The 24,280-nt window shown below is 36.5% G+C and carries 16 protein-coding genes; 11 read left to right on the plus strand and 5 right to left on the minus strand.

The genetic code is table 11. From position 1 onward, the window contains the following. Positions 1-75 precede the first annotated feature (75 nt). The 3 genes from ilvB to ilvD form a co-directional block, all read right to left on the minus strand. Positions 76-1,818, minus strand: coding sequence for a biosynthetic-type acetolactate synthase large subunit (gene ilvB, locus ABID42_RS18605; protein ID WP_367284947.1), 1,743 nt, complete (start codon positions 1,816-1,818; stop codon positions 76-78). 73 nt (positions 1,819-1,891) lie between these two features. Continuing rightward, positions 1,892-2,350: a DUF6036 family nucleotidyltransferase gene (locus tag ABID42_RS18610; protein WP_323256577.1), complete on the minus strand. Its 459-nt coding sequence runs from the start codon at positions 2,348-2,350 to the stop codon at positions 1,892-1,894. A gap of 252 nt (positions 2,351-2,602) precedes the next feature. Next, on the minus strand, positions 2,603-4,285 hold the full coding sequence (ilvD, locus tag ABID42_RS18615) for a dihydroxy-acid dehydratase (protein WP_367284948.1): 1,683 nt from the start codon (positions 4,283-4,285) through the stop codon (positions 2,603-2,605). A gap of 793 nt (positions 4,286-5,078) precedes the next feature. On the opposite strand from ilvD, the gene mgrA reads away from it, so the two are divergent. The 3 genes from mgrA to ABID42_RS18630 all read left to right on the plus strand — a co-directional run bounded on the left by mgrA (position 5,079) and on the right by ABID42_RS18630 (position 8,063). Then, the gene (gene mgrA / locus ABID42_RS18620; protein ID WP_367284949.1) at positions 5,079-6,086 is read left to right on the plus strand and encodes an L-glyceraldehyde 3-phosphate reductase; all 1,008 of its coding nucleotides are present in this window, start codon (positions 5,079-5,081) and stop codon (positions 6,084-6,086) included. Positions 6,087-6,203: 117 nt separating this feature from the next. Next, positions 6,204-7,190 carry an aldo/keto reductase gene (locus ABID42_RS18625; protein WP_367284950.1) on the plus strand — a complete coding sequence of 329 codons (987 nt, stop codon included), beginning with the start codon at positions 6,204-6,206 and terminating at the stop codon, positions 7,188-7,190. A 108-nt stretch (positions 7,191-7,298) separates the two neighbouring features. Beyond that, positions 7,299-8,063, plus strand: coding sequence for a ThuA domain-containing protein (locus ABID42_RS18630; RefSeq protein WP_367284951.1), 765 nt, complete (start codon positions 7,299-7,301; stop codon positions 8,061-8,063). Between the two features lie 655 nt (positions 8,064-8,718). On the opposite strand, the gene ABID42_RS18635 is transcribed toward ABID42_RS18630, so the two are convergent. Both ABID42_RS18635 and ABID42_RS18640 read right to left on the minus strand, forming a co-directional pair. After that, positions 8,719-9,576 (minus strand): sugar phosphate isomerase/epimerase family protein, encoded by an 858-nt coding sequence (locus tag ABID42_RS18635; protein ID WP_367284952.1) that lies wholly within the window; start codon positions 9,574-9,576, stop codon positions 8,719-8,721. 38 nt (positions 9,577-9,614) lie between these two features. Beyond that, complete coding sequence (locus ABID42_RS18640; RefSeq protein ID WP_367284953.1) at positions 9,615-10,745, minus strand: glycoside hydrolase family 26 protein; 1,131 nt, start codon at positions 10,743-10,745, stop codon at positions 9,615-9,617. A gap of 198 nt (positions 10,746-10,943) precedes the next feature. On the opposite strand from ABID42_RS18640, the gene ABID42_RS18645 reads away from it, so the two are divergent. The 8 genes from ABID42_RS18645 to ABID42_RS18680 all read left to right on the plus strand — a co-directional run bounded on the left by ABID42_RS18645 (position 10,944) and on the right by ABID42_RS18680 (position 24,140). After that, positions 10,944-11,501: an RNA polymerase sigma factor gene (locus ABID42_RS18645; protein WP_323256590.1), complete on the plus strand. Its 558-nt coding sequence runs from the start codon at positions 10,944-10,946 to the stop codon at positions 11,499-11,501. 54 nt (positions 11,502-11,555) lie between these two features. Continuing rightward, positions 11,556-12,560, plus strand: a complete 1,005-nt coding sequence (locus ABID42_RS18650) for a FecR family protein (RefSeq protein WP_367284954.1) — start codon at positions 11,556-11,558, stop codon at positions 12,558-12,560. A gap of 272 nt (positions 12,561-12,832) precedes the next feature. Continuing rightward, positions 12,833-16,183, plus strand: a complete 3,351-nt coding sequence (locus ABID42_RS18655) for a TonB-dependent receptor (RefSeq protein ID WP_367284955.1) — start codon at positions 12,833-12,835, stop codon at positions 16,181-16,183. 116 nt (positions 16,184-16,299) lie between these two features. Further along, positions 16,300-17,883, plus strand: coding sequence for a RagB/SusD family nutrient uptake outer membrane protein (locus ABID42_RS18660; RefSeq protein ID WP_367284956.1), 1,584 nt, complete (start codon positions 16,300-16,302; stop codon positions 17,881-17,883). A 119-nt stretch (positions 17,884-18,002) separates the two neighbouring features. Then, the gene (locus ABID42_RS18665) at positions 18,003-19,118 is read left to right on the plus strand and encodes an acyltransferase family protein (protein ID WP_367284957.1); all 1,116 of its coding nucleotides are present in this window, start codon (positions 18,003-18,005) and stop codon (positions 19,116-19,118) included. 141 nt (positions 19,119-19,259) lie between these two features. After that, positions 19,260-21,503, plus strand: coding sequence for a GH92 family glycosyl hydrolase (locus ABID42_RS18670; RefSeq protein ID WP_367284958.1), 2,244 nt, complete (start codon positions 19,260-19,262; stop codon positions 21,501-21,503). A 248-nt stretch (positions 21,504-21,751) separates the two neighbouring features. After that, entirely contained in the window at positions 21,752-22,282 is a 531-nt protein-coding gene (locus ABID42_RS18675) for a gluconate 2-dehydrogenase subunit 3 family protein (RefSeq protein ID WP_323256602.1), read from the plus strand. A 142-nt stretch (positions 22,283-22,424) separates the two neighbouring features. Next, complete coding sequence (locus ABID42_RS18680) at positions 22,425-24,140, plus strand: GMC oxidoreductase (protein ID WP_367284959.1); 1,716 nt, start codon at positions 22,425-22,427, stop codon at positions 24,138-24,140. The last annotated feature ends 140 nt before the right edge of the window (positions 24,141-24,280 follow it).

Here is a 24,280-nt window from a genome sequence, read left to right on the forward strand (position 1 = left end):
ACCGTGATTAGAATAATCTGAGAAAAAATGATAGAATGGTAAAAAAATCACTCAATCAGCAATCACTCAATAAATTTACTCTAATCTAATTGCCGAAACACTTGCACCCGCAGGTACCATTGGGAAAACGTTTTCTTCTTTCTCACAAATGATTTCTAACAAATAAGGTTTATCAGAAGCCAATAAAGTATCTAAGGAATCTGACAAATTCGCTCTGTCACTAACAGTATGTCCTGCAATACCAAAACCTTTGGCAATAGTAATGAAATCTGGGTTTTGTAATTCTACAAAAGAGTAGCGCTTTTCAAAAAACAGTTGTTGCCACTGACGAACCATTCCCAAGAAATTATTATTCAAAATAATAATCTTAACAGGCAAACCACTTTGGGCAATCGTTCCTAATTCTTGAAGTGTCATTTGGAAACCACCGTCACCGATTATTGCAATTACTTCACGGTCTGGCGCACCAACTTTTGCACCAAATGCTGCTGGCAAAGCAAAGCCCATTGTGCCTGCCCCTCCTGAAGTAACCAACGAATTCCAAGTATTGTATTGATAATAACGATTTGTAACCATTTGGTGTTGACCAACATCTGTAACGGTTACTGCTTCACCTTTTGTTTTATTAGAAAGCATCGTAACGGCCTCTCCCATCCTGATTTTATCACCATCATGGAATACGTCACGTTTCGTAATCTTCTCAAATTCAGCTTCGTCGTACTTCTTAAATTCAGCCTTCCACGTTTCGTGTTTACGCTCTTTTACCAACGGTAATAATGCTTTTAAAACTTGCTTAGCATCGCCAATTACTGGAGCATCCGCAAACACGTTTTTATTGATTTCGGCAGGGTCAATATCAATATGGACAACTTCTGCTTGCTTGATGAATTTTGATAAATCACCTGTAACACGGTCATCAAAACGCATACCTATTGCAATGATTAAATCTGCTTCATCCGTTAACACATTGGCACCATAATTTCCGTGCATACCCAACCAACCGATATAATTAGGATGATCTGATGGCAATGCCGACATACCTAATAATGTGGTAGCAACTGGAATATCTGTTTTACGAACAAAATCATCAAATTCTTGCTGTGCATTAGAAATAATAATACCGTGTCCAGCAAAGATATAAGGCTTCTGCGCAGCATTAATTAATTTGGCTGCCGCTTCCACTTGTTCTTGTTTTGGAGTAAGTCTTGGTCGATAACTTACAATTTCAGTACAAGGTTTGTATTCGAAAGGAATCGTCATCAAATCTGCTTGTGCAGTACGGGTAATGTCTAATAAAACTGGACCCGGACGACCAGACTCAGCAATGTAAAATGCTTTCGCCATTGCCTCTGGAATTTCGTTAGGGTCGGTAATCTGAAAATTCCATTTTGTTACTGGCATCGACATTCCGATGATATCACACTCTTGGAAAGCATCAGTTCCTAATAAATTTGCTTTTACTTGACCAACCAAACAAACCATCGGTGTTGAATCTAATAAAGCATCAGCAATAGGCGTCATTAAGTTGGTTGCTCCCGGCCCAGAAGTTACCATGGCAACCCCAGCACGACCCGTCATACGAGCATAACCTTGTGCTGCATGACCAGCACCTTGTTCGTGACGGACAAGAATATGTTTGATTCTATCTTGATAATCGTAGAGGGCATCATACGTTGGCATGATTGCGCCACCTGGATAACCAAAAATGGTTTTTACATTATTTTCTACCAAGCATTGCATGATTGCTTGCGCTCCTGTCAAAAACTTAGCAGGTTCTGTTTTCTTTTCCTCTACGGTCATGGTTTGTGAGTTTTCCATGGTTAACATTATTTATTTTTAATGAATAAATATATTATTGTGGTTTTGTTAGTCTAATCTATTAATGGCTTTCCTATTTTTTCAAATTTTCAATATCATTCAAATCTCTTGGACGACCAGCTGCTTTTTTTGCTAAAATCAAATCATCATAATGTATCAACTTTATACTTAATTCATTATCTATCTGATAATCAATATACTTTTCAAAGGAGTCACCAAAAATCAAACCTTTAACATTAGTGAGAATTTCTATTGCCACAGGTGGTCTTCCAAAAGTAAAGACATCTATTAAGGGATTATTTAAAAAATTATCAATGGTCATATCAAAAATTGGCATACCAAAATCTGCAAATGCACTAACAATTCTTTCATAATTTTCACTGGTTTTTTCAGCCCATAAATCCATATCACCTGTTGTGCGAGGATAACCGTGTAGTATTACAGAATATCCTCCTACCAACAAATATTTCACTTCATACTTGTTAAAAGCTTTAAGAAAGTCTTGAAAGTCCTCATTAAAAATATTACTCATAAGTGTTTTCTATGTGAAAAAAGAGTTTTGTCCATTTTAGGAGGATTCTTAATGTCAAAATTATAAGAGATACTATTCAGATAAAATGATGCTTCTAATCGTTCTATAATAGTTTTATCCTTCCAAAAATTCCGGTTATCACCACTTTCTAAATGGCTTCCCATCTTGAAAAAGTTACGATCTAATTTCATATACTTCTCTTAGTTTTTTAATTATCGAGAGCTTTCAAAAATAGGAATTAATACTAAATTCCTACAAATCCGTCACACAGCCATCGCTTGCTGATGATACGTTTTTCACGTATTTACGCAAAACACCTTGCTTAAATGGTGATTCGATTGGCTTCCAAAGTTTACGTCTTTCTGCTAATTCTTCATCTGAAACATGTACATGAAGAATGTTATTTACGGCATCAATCGTGATTAAATCTCCGTCTTTTACTAAACCAATATTTCCTCCTACTTGAGCTTCAGGCGTAACGTGTCCAACCACAAAACCATGCGTGCCACCCGAGAAACGTCCATCGGTAATCATCGCTACTTTATTTCCTAAGCCTGCACCCATCACTGCTGAAGTTGGTTTCAACATTTCTGGCATTCCTGGTCCACCTTTTGGTCCTTCATTACGAATTACAACTACTTGTCCTTCAACAATTTCACCTTTTTGTAAAAACTCAATTACTTCTTCTTCACATTCACAAACTTTGGCTACTCCTTCAAATTTCTCACCTTCTTTTCCAGTAATTTTTGCTACGGCACCACCTGTGGCTAAATTGCCATATAAAATTTGTAAGTGACCAGTCGCTTTGATAGGTTCAGTTAAAGGTTTGATAATCTTCTGAGTTTCAAAATTAATTTCTGGAATTTCAGCCAAGTTTTCAGCAATAGTTTTACCCGTAATTGTCATGCAATCTCCGTGCAATAAACCTTCTTGCAATAAATACTTCATTACCGCAGGAACGCCACCAATTGCCAACATATCTTCCATATAGTATTTTCCAGAAGGTTTTAAGTCAGCAAGTAAAGGAGTACGGTCTGAAATATCTTGAATATCTTTTAAGGTAAAATCAACTTCTGCGGCACGAGCAATTGCCAAGTAATGAAGTACTGCATTTGTAGAACCACCCATTGCCATTACTACAGTCATTGCATTTTCAAATGCTTTGCGTGTCATAATATCACGTGGGCAAATGTTTTTCTCTAACAAATTTTTCATTGCTGCACCAATAGCTAGACACTCTGCTTTTTTACCTTCGTGAGTAGCTGGATATGATGAAGAGTTTGGTAAAGTTAAACCCATTGCTTCCATTGAAGAAGCCATTGTGTTGGCTGTGTACATACCTCCACAAGCACCAGCACCTGGAATCGCATTTTTAATGACTCCTTCATAATCTTCATCAGAAATATTTCCTGCGAATTTTTTCCCTAAAGCTTCAAAAGCCGAAACGATGTCTAATTTTTGTCCTTTATACTCTCCAGAACGAATCGTTCCACCATACACTAACATCGCTGGGCGGTTTAAACGAGCAATTGCCATCATTGCACCCGGCATATTTTTATCGCAACCAACTACGGCAATTACGCCATCGTACCATTGCGCTCCAACTACGTTTTCGATTGAATCGGCAATTAAATCACGAGAAGGCAATGAATAAGACATCCCATTGTTTCCATTCGTCATCCCATCAGAAACCCCAATTGTATGAAAAATCAAACCTACCATGCCATTTTCTTGAATTCCTTTTTTCACATGAACCGACAAACCATTGAGGTGCATGTTACAAGTATTTCCTTCATAACCCGTACTGGCAATACCAATTTGGGCTTTTTGCATGTCTTCAGTAGTTAAGCCAATGCCGTATAACATTGCTTTTGCTGCTGGGTTTGTTACTTCTTGCGTAAGGGTTCTTGAGAATTTGTTTAGTTCTTGTGACATCTTGAATTGAAATTGTTTTGAATCAGCATTTAGTGTTTTCACTAAATTTCAACATGATTACTTGGTTAAGTTATTATATCAAAAATGAGATTTGTACTTTATCTGCTTTTTTTACATTTTTCTAAGAATTGAAATCCTTTTAAACAAAAGACCTTTCTCCGGTGTGAGAAAGGTCTTGGTATAGTAAAAATATCAAACCGTCTCACACCTGTTGGGGGAGTAGAATAACCACTAGGACGATATTGATAATTTGATTGAACATCTTTTCTTAGAATTTTTTCTAGCGAAATTTCGCTATTGTTTCTTTGTTTACTTAACAAATATACAGGAGTTAATTTCTTAATTCCAAAGAAACACCAAATAATATTTTAGTAATAAATACTTATACCAATTATTATTTTCTGAATAAACCTTTAGCTTCAAAAGATAATTCTTTAAATAGTTAAAATCATTAGGTTTTATTTTGCAAAACTTTTAAGATTCCAGAGAAAATATTTTTTATTATAATTACCGATTTTTCATTTAGCGAAAATTCGCTAAATGAAAAATCGGTAATAAATTTCAGTGTCAGCTTTCTATGTGTTATTACTTCAAGACAAAAATGAGATAGTATTAGAAAGTATAAGCTATTTTGTAAGCTTTAGAAAACTAAATAAACAATGATAAAGCCTATCAAACTACATGGCTATTTATATTACATTTGTATAATGTGAAAACAGCTCATATTTGTTTTTATTGGAATAACTATTTACAAAATAACAACGATTTCAAAACTTACCTGAATTTTATTTAAATGACTTACCTTGCTAATCCTGCTCGCTACGACCAAACGGGTAGCCGTCCGATGGAATTTCGCCGTTGTGGTAATAGTGGCTTACAATTACCTGCTATTTCTTTAGGTTTATGGCATAATTTCGGTGGTGTTGATGTCTTTGAAAACTACCGTGCTATTCTCCAAACAGCTTTCGATAATGGTGTCACGCATTTCGATTTAGCCAATAATTATGGTCCGCCTCCGGGTTCTGCTGAAGAGAACTTTGGCGTAATCATGAAAAAAGACTTCATCCCTTATCGTGATGAACTCGTGATTTCTACCAAAGCGGGCTACTTAATGTGGCCTGGTCCTTATGGCGATTGGGGTTCAAAAAAATACTTGGTGTCTAGTCTCGATCAAAGTTTAAAACGCATGGGTTTAGACTATGTGGATATTTTCTATCATCACCGTCCAGACCCAAATACGCCACTGGAAGAAACAATGGCAGCTTTAGACTTAATCGTCAGACAAGGAAAGGCTTTATATGTTGGTATTTCTAATTATCAAGCGGAAGAAGCTGAAAAAGCTATCGCCATTCTGAACAGATTAGGTACTCCTTGTTTAATTCATCAGCCAAAATACTCGATGTTTGAACGCTGGGTTGAAGGCGGTTTATTAGATGTACTCGGTCGTGAAGGTGTAGGTTGTATTCCTTTTTCTCCTTTAGCACAAGGACTTTTAACTGACAAATATTTAAAAGGTATTCCAAGTGATTCAAGAGCTTCTAAAGCACATGGCTTTTTACAAACCAGTCAAGTGACGCCAGAAGTGATTGCTAAATTAGAAAAACTCAATGCAATTGCGTTGGAACGTGGACAATCTTTAGCTCAAATGGCTTTGGCTTGGTTGTTAAAAGATTCAAGAGTTACTTCGGTGTTGATTGGCGCAAGTAGAGTTTCCCAATTATTAGATTCTTTAGATTGCTTGAAAAACAAAAATTTCAGCCAAGAAGAATTAACGAAGATTGAAGAGATTTTAAGCTTTTAGCTATGAGCCGTGAGCTTTGAGCTTTTTAGATTATTTTAGAAAAAGAAGGCTCAAAGCTCATAACTCACTGCTCAAAGCTTTTCTAATAAAAGATAAACAAAAATAACAATCCTAAAAATGCAATATAGAAAGTTAGGAAAAACAGGTTTCGACATCTCGGAAATCAGTTTGGGTACTTGGCAAGTAGGTGGAAAATGGGGTGCTGATTTTAGTCATGAAACGGCAGACGCTATTCTGAATACTGCCGTAGATGCTGGTATTAATTTTATTGATACTGCCGATGTCTATGGCAATGGCGAAAGTGAAAAAGCAGTTGGAAGGTTTGTAAAATCTCGTTCTGAACGCCTTTTTGTTGCTACAAAATGTGGGCGACAGTTAAATCCACACGTAAACCAAGCGTATCAACCAGCGGTACTTCGCAAATTTGTGGAAGATAGTTTGACCAACATGGGTTTAGAAACCCTTGATTTGATACAACTACACTGCCCGCCAACGGAAGTATATTATCGTCCAGAGATTTTTGAATTATTCGATCGTTTGAAAGATGAAGGAAAAATCTTGAATCTGGGTATCAGTGTCGAGAAAGTAGAAGAAGCACTGAAGGGCATCGAGTACGACAACGTTACTTCTGTTCAAATTATCTTCAATGTTTTCCGTCAACGTCCTGCTGAATTATTTTTTGAACAAGCCAAGAAAAAGAACATTGGTGTTATTGTTAGAGTACCTTTGGCGAGTGGTTTATTGACTGGAAAATTCTCTAAAAACTCTACTTTTACCGAAGGCGATCACCGCAATTTCAACCGAAATGGCGAACATTTCGATAAAGGTGAAACTTTTTCGGGTATCGACTACGAAACGGGCCTATCCGCTGTGGATGAATTAAAGGCTTTATTCCCAGAACATCCTAATTTAGCACCCATCGCCTTGCGTTGGATTTTACAACACGATGCCGTAAGTACAGTTATTCCGGGGGCTTCTCGTCCAGAACAAGTATTGTCGAATTTAGATGTTTTCAATATTGCAGATTTAACAGCGCAACAAGTTTCTAGTATTAATCAAGTATATCAACAGCGTATTAAACCATTAGTTCATCACTTATGGTAGTGAACAAATGTTATTAATAATCTGGAATTCGTTAATTGCGCCAGATTGCTGAAATATTACAACAATATTCTATTATCTTCTTATTCAACTATCAACTATTTCAAGAAAATGAAAAATAATCTCTTCAAAAGTACTCTTTTGTTTTTGTTGGCTTTATCATTTACCAGCACGACTTTCGCACAGCAATTTAAAGTGTTGTTATACACTAAAACTGCTGGCTTTCACCATGAATCAATTCATGAAGGCGTAGCAGCGATTCGTCAATTGGGCGCTCGCCATAATTTCTCGGTTACTTGGCAAGAAAATGCTACCGTTTTCAACGATAAAGATTTAGCGAATTTCAGTGCCGTGATTTTCTTAAACACAACTGGCGATATTTTGAATGATGAACAACAAGCAGCATTTGAGAAATTTATTCGTTCGGGAAAAGGTTATATAGGCATTCATGCGGCATCGGATACTGAGTACGACTGGGCTTGGTACACTAAAATGGTGGGTATGATGTTCAAAATTCACCCTGCACAGCAAACGGCTTATTTAAAAGTTGAAGATAGCAACTTCCCAGGAATGGAGCGTTTCCCTAAAAAATTCCTTTGGACAGACGAATGGTATGAATTTGGCGACCTAAAATCAACAGATTTACATTATTTAATTTCGGTAGATGAAAAATCTTATGAGCCTTACGCAAAATGGGGAACAAACGAGGGAAAAGGCATGGGTAAATTCCACCCAATTTCTTGGTACCATAACTACGATGGCGGTAGAGCATTCTATACTGGTTTAGGACATATTCCATTGACGTTCTCTGACCAAACTTTCTTAGATCATATCTACGGCGGTATTTACTGGGCAGCTACTGGTAAGGGTTTGTAGAACTTATCTGTTTCAATGAATTGATTCGAGTTTATACTTCAAAAAAAATCCTCATATCAACGATATGGGGATTTTTTTGTTTGCCCGAATAACCGCAAGGCTTTGCATCTACAATGATAATATGTTCCAAAATGATTGTCCTAATCCACATTCGTATCTAAGCTTTTCTCAACAGAAACAAATTAGATATAAGTGTTTCTAAGCATTTCTTAACAGAAACGGATGAGATACAAGTGTTTCCAAGCATTTTCTAATAGAAATAGATTAGATACAAATGTTTCTCATCATTTAACAATAGAAATATACTAGATACAAGTGTTTCCAAGCATTTTCCAATAGAAATAGATTAGATACAAATGTTTCCAAGCATTTTCCAATAGAAATAGATTAGATACAAATGTTTCCAAGCATTTTCCAATAGAAATAGATTAGATACAAATGTTTCTCATCATTTAACAATAGAAATATAGTAGATACAAGTGTTTCTGAACATTTACCAGTAGAAATAGATTAGATACAGAATTTTCTTAGCATTTCCCACTGAGAAATACTAAGAAATACTTTATGATTTTCACATGAATTATGAAAGGAATGGTCATCATCATATCAATCGCTAAAAATGCTCAAAGCTGACAGCTCATCGCTCAATACTATCTCACAGCCCCTTCAAATAAGTAATACTCAAAGGCACATTTTCTAATTCGTGTTCGCTTTCGTCTTCAATAAAGTAATGTTTGATACCAATCTTTTTGGCTATCTTCAAAATCGCTGGCCAATTGGCTTGTCCTGTTCCTAAAACTACATCATTTTCTGCGGGAGTATGTCCAGAAAAATCACCCACAATACCTTTTTTCAAATCTTTCACGTGCATCAATCTCCAGCGAGAACCATATTTTTGTAACAAAGCTTCTGGATTCGCTCTGCCATGAAGTGTCCATAAAACATCCATTTCAAAAGACACATAAGCAGGATTGGTATTCTTTACCAAATAATCGAAAAGCGTTCCGTCTTCATAAGGTCTGAATTCATAACCGTGGTCATGATAACAGAAAATAAGTCCATTTTCTTTCAATACTTTTCCTGCCTTGTTGAAAACTGCTACTGCTTTTTTAATGTCCTCAATGGTAAATTCATTGCCTTTGTGGGGAATCCAAGCACACATTACATATTTTGCACCCAAAGCCTTGGCGTTATCCACAACCTCTTGCGGGTTTTTCTCTAATTGTTCATAACTACAGCCCGCTGAAGGAATACTGATACCTCTGTCGTTACAAAGTTTTTTATAATCAGCATTACTCATTCCTTTTGCCCCGCTACTTTCTATTTCTGTAATGCCCATCGCCTTGATTTTATCCAAAGTATTTTCAACAGAAACAGGGAAATGATTACGAAAAGTATAAGCCTGCACGCCAAAAGGAAAATTAAATAAAGGCTTCGCTTTTTGAGCAAAAGTATCGCCGATACTCAACAAGAACAGTAAAGTAAGAGCGATAGTATAAGATTGTTTTTTCATGATTTGTGAAATTTATAATTGAATTGGATGATTGAATGCTAAAAAAATAAGAATCGTTTTTTACGATAAATATGCTTTAAATCTTTCTCGAAAAGCGTATAAGGGTCATCATAGAGCTTCAAGAAATCGGCAACGCTTGTTTGTGTAGGAAAAGGTGCATAAAAATGGGTTGGGCTTTTAACATCATTTCGCCAAACCAAAACGTAAGCCAGATTCATTTTTTCAGATTTCAGAGCTTTCAACAAAGTCTCCGTCCACCAAGTAGGATTAGGAATTGACTCTAAACCGGTTTCCGTTAAAGCCGCCAGTCGATTGGCTTTTTTGGCATAATCAGACACGATTTTTAATTTCTTAATACCCAATGCTAGATTGTACTTCCCATTTCTTCCAAAATCTGCATAATTATCCATGCCCAACATATCCACCCATTCGTCACCCGGATAACGCTCCAAAAATTCTTGTTCAGTAGTGAATTTACAATCAGGCGAAAAAGCATAAATAAAATTATGAACATCCAGACTATCACGCAGATAAGTAATGGTAAACTGCCACACCGAAATAAAATCTTCCCGAGAACAATGGCTTTTTCCCCACCAAAACCAATCGCCATCAAATTCATGATATGGTCTGAAAATCATCGGCGCTAAAGTACTATCTTGTCCTTTTACCGAATGAGCAAAGTCTGCAACAGTTTTCAAGATTTCCTTATATTTTTCATGATGCGAACCATCCGGTTTTATCAAAGCCATTGAAGCCGACGAAACGGAGTCTTTCCAATAAAAACCACCCTCAGATGCAGGATTCGAAAAATGCCAAGCAACCGTTGTAATGCCCCCACGATGATATGTATCGACAACATTTTTGCGTAAAGCCTCCGCCGTTTTGGCAATTTGTTCTTTAGAACGACCCGACAAACCACTAAAATCAATCCCAATTACAGCAGGATGCGAACCCGTAACCGATTTTACATCTGAACGATTTTGGTCGCCCGCCCAGCCATGTCCATATTCGGTAGCATGCTGATGTCCAAAAAGAATATTTTTCTTGGAAATTTTTGCTAAACTTTGATAAAGCCTTTTCGTTTCTTTAGTAGCTTTTTTGTCGATTTGTGCCAGCGTAGATTCTACAAAAACGGTACAGAATAATAAGAGTACAAATAGTTTTGGCATAGTTCAACGCTTTAAATGGAGTGAATAATAGATAATTCTTTAAAAATATTGCGTAGAAAATCGACTTCTACCCTTTTCTGAGTGTAAGCAGGTCAGCCAGAAGGCTAAAATTGCATTTTAAAAATATTTTTTAAAATCATTTAGGGATTTTGGCGACTTGTTTGACTATACATCAAATATTGATTCCGGAACAATCACATGAAGCATTCACAATTAAGCGATGAACAATTAATAGACTTTCTGAAAAAGGACGATAAAAAGGCCTTTGAGGAAATCTATCATCGTTATTGGTACAAACTTTTTGGCGTTGCCTATCACGAAACAGGCACGAAAGAAGAGGCTGAAGAGCTTGTTCATGATTTGTTTGAGAGTCTTTGGCTAAAACGAGAACAGTTGAATATTCGTTTTTTGAGTGCTTACTTGGTGGTTTCGATAAAACACTTAACAACCAATTATATCAAATCTCAAATCACAAATAGAAAATTTCAGGAGTACATCATTTTCCATGAAATTCAGCAATCGTTCTCTACAGAAGAAATTGTACATTTTGCAGATTTATCAAAAGCAGTAGATGAAGTATTGAAAAAATTACCAGAAAAAACCTGCGAAGTATTTAAGATGAGTCGATTTGAAAATCAATCTGTCAAAGACATCGCCCAACGTTTAGAACTAAGTGAAAAAGCGGTAGAGTATCATATTACCAAATCGTTGAAAGTACTTAGAGAAAACTTAAAAGTATATCATTCTGATAATTAATTCATCAACGCCTATTGTTTACAATTTCAAATCAAATTACAGCAAATACGAAAGATGAACCAATACGATTTCGATAAATTACTAGAAAAATACCTTGAGGGCGCTTGCACAGCAGAGGAAGAAGCGATGGTAAAGGAGTGGTCGGATAATATGCTAAAACATAGTGAACTTAGATTGAATTCAAGCGAAAAAAGCAATATTGAACAACAGCTTTGGACAAGAATTCAGCAAAGTTTATTTCCTAAAAACATTGTTGCATTACGTTTCAAATGGACGGCAGTTGCCGTGGTGGCTTCCTTAATTATAGGGATTTTTGGCTTATTTTATTATCAAAAAACTACGGCGTACAGCCATTCATTCACAGAAAGTATCGCCAGCAATTTAGGCGTTATTGAAGTAAAAAACACCTCTAATAAACCTCAAAAAATTAAATTAGAAGACGGTAGTGAAATCGTACTGAAAGCAGAAAGTAGCATTAGTTATCCTGAACATTTCAATGATAAAACCCGCAGCGTATATTTAAAAGGCGAAGCGTTTTTCAAAGTAAAAAGAAACCCTTCAAAACCTTTTATTGTACATACTCGTGATTTAGTGACAGAAGTATTAGGCACAAGTTTCACCATCAAATCTTACGATGATTCGAAAGCCATTGAAGTATTGGTCGCTACAGGAAGAGTATCGGTTTATGAAAATTCAGAGAAAGATGGCTTTCATAGAAATGGCGTAATTCTGACACCGAACCAGAAAATTGTTTTTGATAAAGAAACGAAAAAACTGATTCCAAGTTTGGTTGAAAATCCAGTTATCGTAAATATTCCTGCTACAACATTAGATTTCATTTTTGAAGAAACGCCACTGACAGAAGTACTTGAGCGTTTGAAAGAAGCTTATCAAATAGAATTTGTGGTTGAAAATCATGAACTCAACAAATGTGTATTCACGGCAGATTTAAACGAAATTTCCTTACACAGTCAGCTTGATTTAATATGTAAATCGGTCAACGCTACTTACGAACAACGTGGAACGGTGATTTTTATCAACGGCTCAGGATGTCAATAGGCTTTGAGCCTTGAGCTATTAGCTTTGAGCTTTTTTTATTCAATTGCTGAAAGCTCATGGCTCAAAGCTCAAAGCTAAACAACTCATAATTAACTAATAACTCATAACTCTTATTTAACTCCATGAAAACATAGTCGCTTTCAAATGAAAAAGCCGATAATGTTACGAGCATTACCGGCCTAAGAAACCCCACCAAACGCCAATTCGGTGACATCAGGACGATGTTCAGGGTTTGTTTTTCCACATTTCACAGTTTAAAAACAGTTAAAAGTATGAAAAAAAAATTATCATTTAAAAAGATTCTCTCCAAAGCGATGCGAATTACCATTACTCAATTATTCCTCTCGATTATCTGTTGCGGAATTTCTCTGGCAAACAGTGCTTTTTCGCAAGAGGTACTCAATAAAAGTATTACGCTAAGAACTGGGACGAGTACAGTTAAAAAAGTATTATTCCAGATAGAGAAGAAAGCAGATGTAAAGTTTGTGTATAGCTCAAATGCCATTCAGGCAGAGCAAATTGTGTCTTTTGATTTTACTGACGATAAATTATCAAAGGTTTTAGAGAAGCTTCTTAGCCCATTAAATATTTCGTATGAAGTAATGGATAATCGTATTCTTCTTCGTAAAAAAACGGTTACTGAAAAAGAAAACATTCAAACAATCATCCCAAACGAAATAATCGCCGAACAAACCATCACGGGAACAATCACCGATGAGAAGGGACAATTTTTACCTGGTGTTTCGGTACTCGTAAAAAATACCAACAGAGGTACAGCAACAGACAGCAAAGGTCAATACAAAATTGCAGTGCCAGATGGTAACAATACTTTGGTTTTCTCATTTGTAGGTTATCAAAAACAAGAAATTGCGGTGGCTGGTCGCTCGGTAATCAACGTTTCGATGTTAGTTGAAAACCAAAGTTTGGAAGAAGTAGTAGTAGTTGGTTATGGTACACAATCACGTAAAAACTTAACCAGTGCGATTACAACCATCAAGCCAGAAGACTTGAATAAAGGAGCTATCAGTGATGTTGGGCAGTTATTACAAGGCAAAGTTCCGGGATTGAACATCACAAGAAGTGGTGACCCTAACCGTGCGGCGGCTATCATTTTACGTGGTGCATCTTCATTACGTGATGGCGCACAATCACCATTATTCGTAATTGACGGTGTGCCGGGTGCAGATATTTCTTTGATTGCACCAGACGATATTGCTACAATGGACATTTTGAAAGATGCTGCTGCTACTGCAATTTATGGTAACCGTGCTGCCAATGGTGTAATCATGGTTACGACAAAACGTGCTAATAAAGGACAAATGCAGGTTTCATATAGTTCGTATATGGCAATCGACAAAGTGTCTAAGCAATACAACATGATGGATGCTAATCAGTTGAAAACATTTTTAACGAAAAATGGACAAGCTTTATCACCAGAAGATGATTTAGGTGCAAATACCAACTGGCAAGATGCTGTTCAACGTAGTTCGGCGATTAGCCAAAACCATAATATTTCATTTGGTGGTGGAAACGAAAATACGATTTACAATGCAAGTATCAACTACTTCGACCAAGAAGGTATTGTAAAATCAAGTGCTTTGAACCGTGTGGTAGCAAGATTATCTATCGAACAAAAAGCATTTAACGATAATTTGAAATTAGGTTTATCAGTAACCAATTCAGTAAGTGATGCAAAATGGGTTCCTTACAGAAACACTGTTTTAGCACAAATGTTGACTTATTTACCGACAGCTCCTGTACATAATGCAGACGGTTCTTTTTATGATAACTTCAACAAATCTAGTTATTACAACCCTGTTTCTTTGATTGAAAATGGACAAGAGCGTTTGAAATACAAGAGTTTAATAGGTACTTTCTTTGGGCAGTTAAAACTTCCTTTAGGTTTTACTTATGATGTTAAATTCTCGTATCAAAACTTCCAAACGAATTATGGCGCTTACTACAACAGTTATTATACACAATATTATAATAACATCCGTAGTACACCAGAACCTCCGGGAAACCCATCTTTTATCACTTTAGTAGGTGCAAATGGTTTGGCAACAAGAAATGCGTATCAGAATACTCAGAGTTTATTAGAAACATATCTTACTTGGGATAAACAAATCGGCGACCATTCAATTAATGCTGTAGTGGGTTATTCTTGGCAAGAAAGTATCAATGGCGATGGTTTCCAAGCAACTAGCACAAACTTTCCAGTTGATGCCGTTGGTTACAACAATTTAGGTTTAGGAAACCCTTATGCGGTTAACTCATTCAGAGTAAATTATGGTGGTGATAATTACCAACAAGTACGTTTAATTTCAGATTTCGGACGTGTTAACTATAATTACAAAAACAAATACTTATTACAAGGCTCAGTTCGCCGTGACGGTTCGTCAGTATTTGGGTTGAACAAACAGTGGGGATATTTCCCTGCAGTAGGTTTTGCTTGGAGAGTTGACCAAGAAGCATTCATGGAAAAACAACGAATTTTTAGTGAATTAAAATTACGTCTTAGTTATGGTGTAACAGGTAACTCCGCAGGCTTTAGCCCATATACCACGAAATTGATTTACGGAAACGTTGGTACATTTTATTACAATGGGGCACAACAAGCAGCGATTGGTGCATTACAAAACGAAAACCCAGATTTAGGTTGGGAAAAAACAGCGACTTCTAACTTAGGTCTTGATTTTGCCATTGCTAAAGGAAAAGTAAGCGGTACATTAGAAGTATATGATAAAACAACTTCTGATTTGATTTGGACATATCCAGTAAGTACTGTCTTATATCCAAATGGTTCATTAACTGCCAATGTTGGAAAAATGAGCAACAAAGGGGTTGAATTTACCTTAAATGTAAATGCTGTTAAAACCCAAAACTTTTCTTGGAATACTACTATCAACTTAGCGCATAATCAAAACAAAATTGTTAGTCTTTCGAATTCAACACTTAAAACAGATTCAGTTAAAATTGTACAACCTGATGGTGCTGGACAAACTGGAGAAACTGTACAGGTAATCGTAGCAGGACAACCAATCGGACAATTCTTTACTTATGAGTATGCAGGAAAAGATGCTAATGGCGTTTCGCAATATTATAATGCAAAAGGTGAATTGACGACCAAACCAATTAGTGTAAAAGACTATAAAGCTTTGGGAAATGCACAACCTAAATTATTAATAGGCTGGTCAAACAATTTTACATACAAAAATTTCGACTTGAATATTTTCATGCGTGCGGTTTTAGGAAACAAAATCATGAATATTACTCGTGCAGATTTGTTCAGACCAAGTACAGCAAGATTTACCAACATTCCAGTTGAAGTTGCCGAAGAATCAGCAAACGATTTTAACTCTTATCGTTACTCATCACGTTTCTTAGAAAATGGTAGCTACTTGCGTTTAGATAATGCTACTTTGGGTTATTCATTCAAAAACATTTCTAAAAACGTAAAACGTATTCGTTTGTATGCCTCAGTAAACAACTTGTTTGTGATTACGGGCTATAAAGGTATCGACCCTGAAATCAATCAAGGTGGTACAGCTCCGGGTGTAGATGCTAACAACTTCTATCCTAAAACACGTACATTCTTGTTTGGTGTTTCCGCCTCATTCTAAAAACATTTACAATAATTCAAACAGTACCTAGAAGCAATTACTGAATAAATGATGCTTTTGGAGAAATTCTTCTTAGAGAATTAGGTACTGTTCAAAACTATTAATGCTAGAAACAGATGAAAAAAATATTTCAATTGATAATAACCATTGCAAGCATAAGTGGATTAATGGCTTGCCATGACCTTGACGTCCCCGTAACAACACAACTAACGCCAGATATTTTCCCTCAAACGCCTACTCAGTTTATCCAAGCTGCGGGACCAACGTACAATGCTTTTCGTCAAAACTATTCAACTGACTACTGGTTTTTACAGTCGTTGAGTACTGATGAAGCTATTTTACCTGCACGTGGAGGAAACTGGTATGATGGCGGACGTTATGAGCAACATCATAAACACACTTGGAACCAAGATAACCCACACGTACAAAGTGCTTGGTCATGGTTAACAAGTACCATCAGTACAAGTAATCAGAATATTTTCTTGATTTCAAAAGCACCAGAATCTCCGGCAAAACAAACCAGTCTTGCTGAACTAAGAACAATGCGTGCGATGTGTTATTTTATGATGATGGATATGTGGGGAAATATCCCAATTTCAACAAAATTTGGTGATACAACCACAGCTAGAACAACTGCAAGAGCTGATGTATTTAAGTTTATCGAGAAAGAATTACAAGAAAGTATTCCAAACTTAAGCACAGTAGTTGGTCAAGAAACATACGGTCGTCCAAACAAATATACTGCTTATACAATATTAGCGAAAATGTATTTGAATGCTGAAGTTTACACAGGTACTGCACGTTGGAACGATGCCATCATTGCTTGTGATAATGTCATCAGTTCAGGAAAATATGCTATCGAAAGTGATTATCGTAAAATGTTTTTCGTGAATAACGGACCGCAAATCAAGGAATTTATTTTTGCCATTCCTTACGATGCCTCCGCTCCTAACGGTTATATGTTTTATGCTCGATACTCGCTACCAAGATCATTGCGTGCGAAATACAGCTTGCCTTTTACGCCAAGTTCAGCAGCAAGTACGCTTCCAGAATTTTATGCTTACTTCAACGATGCAAAAGATGTAAGAAATCAGCAATGGATTACTGGAAAACAATTTGATTACAAAGGCAATCCAGTAATGGTAAGTACCACAAAGCAAGGTTACGACGAAGATTACAAAGGTGCAGATGCTGGAACGTCTTTATCTTATCAAGTTGACATAACACCAGATGTTATCATCAAAAAACCTGCAACGTTTGACTTAGGAAATGATGAAAAAGCATGGAATATGGGTTACCGTAACAACAAATTCTATGCAGACAGTACTTCGGCAACTAGAAATCAAAATAACGATGTGCCGATTTTCAGATATGCTGATGTATTGTTGATGAAAGCTGAGGCAATTGCTAGAGGTGGTTCTGCGACAAACGGACAAACAGCAATCTCTTTAGTAAACGAAGTAAGAAGCAAACGTACTACTTCAACGGCTTGGACTTCTGTTACTTTACAACAGCTTTATGAAGAAAGAGCAAGAGAATTTACTTGGGAAACTTGGCACCGTAATGATATGATTCGTTTTGGTAAATACGAAGATACTTGGGGAGCAAAAACGGACAAAGATGTTAAAAAACGTCTTTTCCCGATTCCAACCAATGCTTTGCAATTGAACAGATCATTAACGCAAAACCCTGGTTATTAAAATTTAATTGACTGACTAATTATCAATAGCTTTGTATCAAAGAATTTTCTTGGTGCAAAGCTATTGTTTTCAAAAGCCATCCTGAAAATCTATTCAGACTATTATTACAAACATTACTTATGCAAAAAGGTATAAATTCAACTCGATTACAATCCTTGGATGCACTTCGAGGTTTTGATATGTTTTGGATTATTAGCGGCGAAGGCTTGATTCACGAATGGGCAAAAGCTTCTGATAACAGTACAATCAACTGGATGTCTAGCCAATTACATCATTCAGAATGGAATGGTTTTACCTTTTACGATTTAATTTTCCCACTTTTCATTTTCATTGCTGGTCTTTCAATGCCCTACAGTATTGGCAAACAACTAGAAAACCCACAAAATACCAAACTCTTTATTCTAAAAAGTTTATTCAAGAGAGCGATTATCTTAATCATTTTAGGAACAATCGTCAATGGTTTATTCAAATTCCAAGGCTATGAAAATACTCGTATCGCAAGTGTTTTGGGTAGAATAGCACTTTCTTGTTTATTCGCAGGAATTATTTTTATTTATACTGAACTCAGAACGCAAATCATCCTTTTCTTCGGTATTCTTATTGCTTATTTTTTACTTTTAAAATACGTTCCTGTTCCCGATTTTGGTGCTGGAATATTCACCAAAGAAGGCAATTTGTCAGCCTATATCGACCGATTATTTTTACCAGGAAAACTTCACCGAAAAGTATATGACCCCGAAGGTTTACTTTCTACTTTACCAGCCATTTGTAATGCTTTATTAGGCGTTTTTGTTGGGCAATTTTTGCGTTCAGTAAATATTTCAAAAATCAAAAAAGTAATAGCAATGTCAGCAACGGGCTTTGTTTTGCTTCTCTTCGCTTGGGCTTGGAATCCGATTTTTCCAATTAATAAAATCATGTGGACGAGTTCATTCGTACTTTGTTCGGGTGGATTTAGTTTACTTTTTATGGCTTTCTTTTACTTAATTATTGATGTATTGGAAATCAAATTTTGGATAGCGCCATTCGTTTGGATTGGGATGAATTCCATTACGATTTACTTGGCAGCACACGGATTAATTAATTTTGAATCAACAACTCTTTATTTATTCGGCGGTTTAATTCAGCAAGTAGCCATCACTTGGCAACCAGTAGCTTTAGCAGGCGGAATCGTAATAGTACAATTAGGGTTTTTATACTTTTTATATCGTCAGAAATGGTTTTTGAAAGTATAAATTCAAGATAACATTTACCAAAAAATCGAAATAAGTATTCGGAATAAATTAATTAAGCTTAAAGTCTCATCATTAAACATTATACAAATCCTTATAGATTTAAGTAAATAATTCTGAATGTTTCACATATTCCAAATAAACATGAATTATAAAAAAATTCTTTTTGCGCTGTTATTGCCTCTAGGAAGTGTGGCACAAAAACAGCCCGCAGATTATGTCAATCCGCTGATTGGTTCAGCACCAAGTACCACAGAAAGTGCCAAAAAACACAGCGAAGCAGGTTCTGAAATGAAAGGGCAAATTGTGCCTGCCATTGGCGTGCCACAAGGTATGACTTCTTGGACGCCCCAAACTAGAGCAACCGAATTAAAATGTATTCCACCATTTTATTATAACGATACTAAAATTCAAGGTTTCAGAGGAACGCATTGGATGAATGGCAGTTGCGTACAAGACTACGGAAGTGTTACCATCATGCCAATGTCTGGAAAGCTAAATGTGAATACAACCGACAGAGGAAGTGATTTTGACCGAAAAACGGAAACTGTAAAACCGTCCTATTATCAAGTAACGCTGAAAAAAGGCAACATTAAAGCAGAGATGACGGCTCTTTCTCGTGCAGGATTTTTACAGTTTAATTTCAGTCAAAATCAGGAAAATTATATTGTTGTTGAACCAAATTCTGACGAAGGCGAAGGTTTTGTAGAAGTTCATCCAGAAAAAAATGAAATCGTAGGTTATAATCCCGTTCACAGAATTTATCAAGGTGTTGGAAAACCAGCAGGTTTTAGCGGTTATTTCGTCATTCAATTCGACCAAACTTTTACTGATTTTGGCGTTTGGAAAAATAATGAAATAAATAATAAAGTAACACAAGCACAAGGAAACGGACAAAAACAAACTGTTGGTGCTTATGCCCAATTTGGCAATAAATTAGTAAAAGTACGCATCGGTACTTCTTTCACAAGCTTGGAAGGGGCTAGAAAAAATTTGGAAGGCGAAATCAATCATTGGGATTTTTCCAAAACTCGTCAAGCATCCAATAACGCTTGGAACAAAGCTTTGAGCAAAATTCAAGTAAAAGGTTCGGAGTATGATAAAACCCTGTTTTATTCTGCACTTTATCATGCCAAACTTACACCAAGAGTATTCTCGGATATTGATGGTACTTACACTGGTTTTGCCGACGATGATAACATTTATCAAGCCAAAGGATTTGATTATTATGAAGATTATAACCTGTGGGATACTTATCGTGCGGTGCATCCATTGCATACTTTATTAGAGCCAAAAGTAACGGCAGATATGATGCAGTCTTTGGTTAAAAAAGCCGAACAAGGCACTTGGTTACCCATTTTCCCATGCTGGAATAATTATACAGCTGCCATGATTGGCGACCACGCTACTGCTGCTATCGGCGATGCTTATATCAAAGGCATCAAAGGTTTTGATATAAAAACGGCTTACAAATTCATGCGAAAGAATGCTTTTGAAGTAAATACAGACCAAAAAAGTTATGAAGAAGGAAAAGGCAGAAGAGGTTTAGCCTCGTATTTACAGTACAATTATATTCCTTTAGAAGATTCTGTTTGGCAAGCTTTTCATAAAAGAGAACAGGTTTCACGTACTTTAGAATACGCTTATGATGATTTTGTATTGGCACAAGTAGCCAAAAAATTAGGCGAAAAAGCGGATTATGAAACGCTAATGAAACGCTCTAAAAACTATCAAAACGTCATCGACCCACAAACTGGCTACGCTCGTGGACGCTATGCTGATGGCACTTGGATTAAAACGTTCGACCCATTTGCGCAACGCAGTAGTTTCATTACCGAAGGCTCTCCAGCTCAATATACTTTCTATGTTCCACAAGATGTTGAGGGTTTAATTAAACACATTGGCGGAGAAAAACGCTTCATTGAAAAATTAGATACATTGTTCGACCAAGGTTATTATTGGCATGGAAACGAGCCGAATAATCAGATTGTGTATTTGTATCCTTTTGCAAATCAGGCTTGGAAAACACAAGAAAAAGTACGCCAAATTATTAGAGAAGAATACGATATTTCAGCGGGTGGAATGAGTGGCAATGAAGACGGCGGACAAATGTCGGCTTGGTTGGTTTTCAGCATGATGGGCTATTATCCTGTTTGTCCGGGTACACCAAATTATATCATCGGTAGCCCAACATTTGAAGAAACGACTTTGAATTTACCGAATGGTAAAACATTTAAAATCATCGCCAAAGGTAACTCTGCCAAAACACCTTACATTCAATCGGCAACACTCAACGGAAAACCATTTACTCAGAATTTCTTGACACATCAGCAAATTATGGCAGGTGGAATTTTAGATTTGAAAATAAGTAGCCATAAAAGTTTATGAGTTTAAGGTTTATGAGTTCATGAGATTAATATTGATAGTTTCAAAACTAAACTTTGTAAACCTAAAAACATACTTATAAACCTTAAACTCATAAACTCCATAATAACACAGGGCAGAGTTAAACTATTTCATTAAAAAGTTTAATTCTGCGTCAATTGATAACGTTTTTTTCTTTACTTTACTATCTAATAAAAACTACCGAGTACAGCTTTTTATAAAAATCTAATAATCAATCATTTAACTAAAATATGAACCGTAGAGAAGCCGTCCAACGAGTTGCCCTTCTAATGGGAGGCGTACTTTCTGCTCCATTAATGGCAGGAGTAATGGGACAAATCATCAATACTGGAGACAGTGTAGCCGTAAGTATTGAACAAGAAACATTACTGGCAGAAGTAGCTGATATTATCATTCCAACAACTGACACTCCGGGTGCAAAAGCTGCTGGTGCTGAGAAATTTATTGTACGTGTAATGCGTGATTGTTACAAGAAAGAAGACCAAGATAAGTTTTATGCAGGTTTGGCAAAATTAGATGCTGATAGCAAAACTAAATTTGGTAAAGGTTTTATAGAATTAGATACAGCTCAGAAGAACGAAATGGTTAAATTAAGCACAACTGCCGACAAACCTTTCTTTATGAGAATGAAAGAACTAACAGTTACTGGTTATTTTACTTCAGAAATTGGTGCTACTAAAGCATTAGCTTATTTGCCAATTCCGGGTAAATTCCAAGGTTGTGTTCCTTTGAAGCCGGGACAAAAAGCATGGGCGTTGTAATAGCTTTTTAGCTTTGAGAAGTGAGCGATGAGATTTTAGATTTTATGCTAAATTCATCCGCTATTTCTCAAAATCATTATCTAATTTTTTGTTTAAACTCAAAGCTGATAGCTCATCGCTCACAGCTTAAAAATATCAAGAGATGTCAAATTTGAATATAGATGCAGTAAAAGGAATGACTTACGATGCCATTGTAATTGGTTCGGGCGTTTCTGGTGGTTGGGCTGCTAAAGAACTAACTGAAAAAGGTTTGAAAGTACTTATGCTCGAAAGAGGTAAGCAATTAGAACACGTTACTGGCTACGAAAATGCCATGAAAGACCCTTGGGAAATGAAATACAATGGTCGCTTAACGATAGAACAAAAAGAATCTCATCCAAAATTAGCACGTGATTATCCGTACAACGAAATGACGGAAAAGTACTGGATGAACGATTCAGACTCATTATATAAAGAAGAAAAACGTTTTGACTGGTATCGTCCAAACATCGTTGGTGGAAAATCAATCATGTGGGGTCGTCAATCTTATCGTTTAAGTGATATTGACTTTGAAGCGAATTTAAAAGATGGTATTGCGGTCGATTGGCCAATTCGTTATAAAGATATTGCTCCTTGGTATTCTTATGTTGAAAAATTCGCTGGAATTTCAGGAGAAAAATTAGGTTTGCCTCAATTGCCAGATGGCGAATTCCTTCCTCCAATGGAAATGTTCTGTGTGGAGAAAGAAGTAAAACAACGTCTTGAAAAAACATTTCCGGGTCGTAACCTTACGATGGGACGTGTTGCCAACCTTTCGGAAGCGGCGAAAGAACAATTAGGAATTGGTCGTTCTTCTTGTCAATACCGTAACAAATGTTCTTTGGGTTGTCCATTCGGAGCTTACTTCAGTACACAATCTTGTACTTTACCTCCAGCTGCTAAAACTGGTCGTTTAACTTTACGTCCTGATTCAATCGTAACAGAAATTATGTACGATGAAAACAAGAAAAAAGCAACAGGTGTACGTGTGCGTGATGCAGTAACTATGCAAGACCGTGAGTATTTTGCTAAAATCATCTTTGTTTGTGGTAGTACAATTGGTTCTACTTCATTGATGATGAATTCAGTTTCACATCGTTTCCCAGAAGGTATGGGTAATGATTCTGGTCAATTAGGTCATAACTTGATGGATCACCACTTCCGTACAGGTGCTTCGGGTACTTGGGAAGGTGATTTAGATAAATATTACTACGGACGTAGAGCGAATGGTATTTATGTACCTCGTTACCGTAACATCGGTTCTGATAAACGTGATTACTTACGTGGCTTTGGTTACCAAGGTGGAGCGAGCCGTCAAGGATGGCAACGCAATGTAGCTGAACTTACTTTTGGTGCTGACTATAAAAACGAAGTAACACAACCGGGTAACTGGTCGATGGGCTTAGGTGGTTTCGGTGAAACTTTACCTTACTACGAAAACAGAATGTTCCTTGACAAAACCACTAAAGATAAGTGGGGAATGCCAGTAGTTGTATTCGACGCTGACTTACGTGAAAACGAAAAGAAAATGCGTATTGATATGATGAACGATGCTAAAGAAATGTTAGAAGCGTCTGGCGTGAAAAACGTGAGAACTTATGATAATGGTTCTTACTTAGGAATGGCGATTCACGAAATGGGAACGGCTCGTATGGGACGTGACCCTAAAACTTCAGTATTGAATGCGCATAACCAAGTACACGCTGTGAAAAACGTATTTATGACTGACGGTGCTGCCATGACTTCTGCTTCATGTGTAAATCCATCGCTTACTTATATGGCTTTAACAGCAAGAGCAGCAGATTTTGCCGTGAAAGAATTAAAGAAATTGAATCTTTAGTAATCAATATTCAATCCAATAAAAATCCCTACAGGAATTGTTTCTTGTAGGGATTTTTTGTTGACTTTATCACTAGAGCTGGACTTAAGTGATAAGATTGTATTTAATTTTTCTCTTCCGTCGAAAACTCATGCCATGAC

The organism is Arcicella rosea (genome assembly GCF_040543805.1).
In the GTDB taxonomy this organism is placed as follows: domain Bacteria; phylum Bacteroidota; class Bacteroidia; order Cytophagales; family Spirosomataceae; genus Arcicella; species Arcicella rosea.

Bases quoted from the DNA above. Each gene is read 5' to 3' on its own strand.
- ilvB (WP_367284947.1), bottom strand. From the start codon at position 1,818: ATGGAAAACTCACAAACCATGACCGTAGAGGAAAAGAAAACAGAACCT.
- ABID42_RS18610 (WP_323256577.1), bottom strand. From the start codon at position 2,350: ATGAGTAATATTTTTAATGAGGACTTTCAAGACTTTCTTAAAGCTTTT.
- ilvD (WP_367284948.1), bottom strand. From the start codon at position 4,285: ATGTCACAAGAACTAAACAAATTCTCAAGAACCCTTACGCAAGAAGTA.
- mgrA (WP_367284949.1), top strand. From the start codon at position 5,079: ATGACTTACCTTGCTAATCCTGCTCGCTACGACCAAACGGGTAGCCGT.
- ABID42_RS18625 (WP_367284950.1), top strand. From the start codon at position 6,204: ATGCAATATAGAAAGTTAGGAAAAACAGGTTTCGACATCTCGGAAATC.
- ABID42_RS18630 (WP_367284951.1), top strand. From the start codon at position 7,299: ATGAAAAATAATCTCTTCAAAAGTACTCTTTTGTTTTTGTTGGCTTTA.
- ABID42_RS18635 (WP_367284952.1), bottom strand. From the start codon at position 9,576: ATGAAAAAACAATCTTATACTATCGCTCTTACTTTACTGTTCTTGTTG.
- ABID42_RS18640 (WP_367284953.1), bottom strand. From the start codon at position 10,745: ATGCCAAAACTATTTGTACTCTTATTATTCTGTACCGTTTTTGTAGAA.
- ABID42_RS18645 (WP_323256590.1), top strand. From the start codon at position 10,944: ATGAAGCATTCACAATTAAGCGATGAACAATTAATAGACTTTCTGAAA.
- ABID42_RS18650 (WP_367284954.1), top strand. From the start codon at position 11,556: ATGAACCAATACGATTTCGATAAATTACTAGAAAAATACCTTGAGGGC.
- ABID42_RS18655 (WP_367284955.1), top strand. From the start codon at position 12,833: ATGAAAAAAAAATTATCATTTAAAAAGATTCTCTCCAAAGCGATGCGA.
- ABID42_RS18660 (WP_367284956.1), top strand. From the start codon at position 16,300: ATGAAAAAAATATTTCAATTGATAATAACCATTGCAAGCATAAGTGGA.
- ABID42_RS18665 (WP_367284957.1), top strand. From the start codon at position 18,003: ATGCAAAAAGGTATAAATTCAACTCGATTACAATCCTTGGATGCACTT.
- ABID42_RS18670 (WP_367284958.1), top strand. From the start codon at position 19,260: ATGAATTATAAAAAAATTCTTTTTGCGCTGTTATTGCCTCTAGGAAGT.
- ABID42_RS18675 (WP_323256602.1), top strand. From the start codon at position 21,752: ATGAACCGTAGAGAAGCCGTCCAACGAGTTGCCCTTCTAATGGGAGGC.
- ABID42_RS18680 (WP_367284959.1), top strand. From the start codon at position 22,425: ATGTCAAATTTGAATATAGATGCAGTAAAAGGAATGACTTACGATGCC.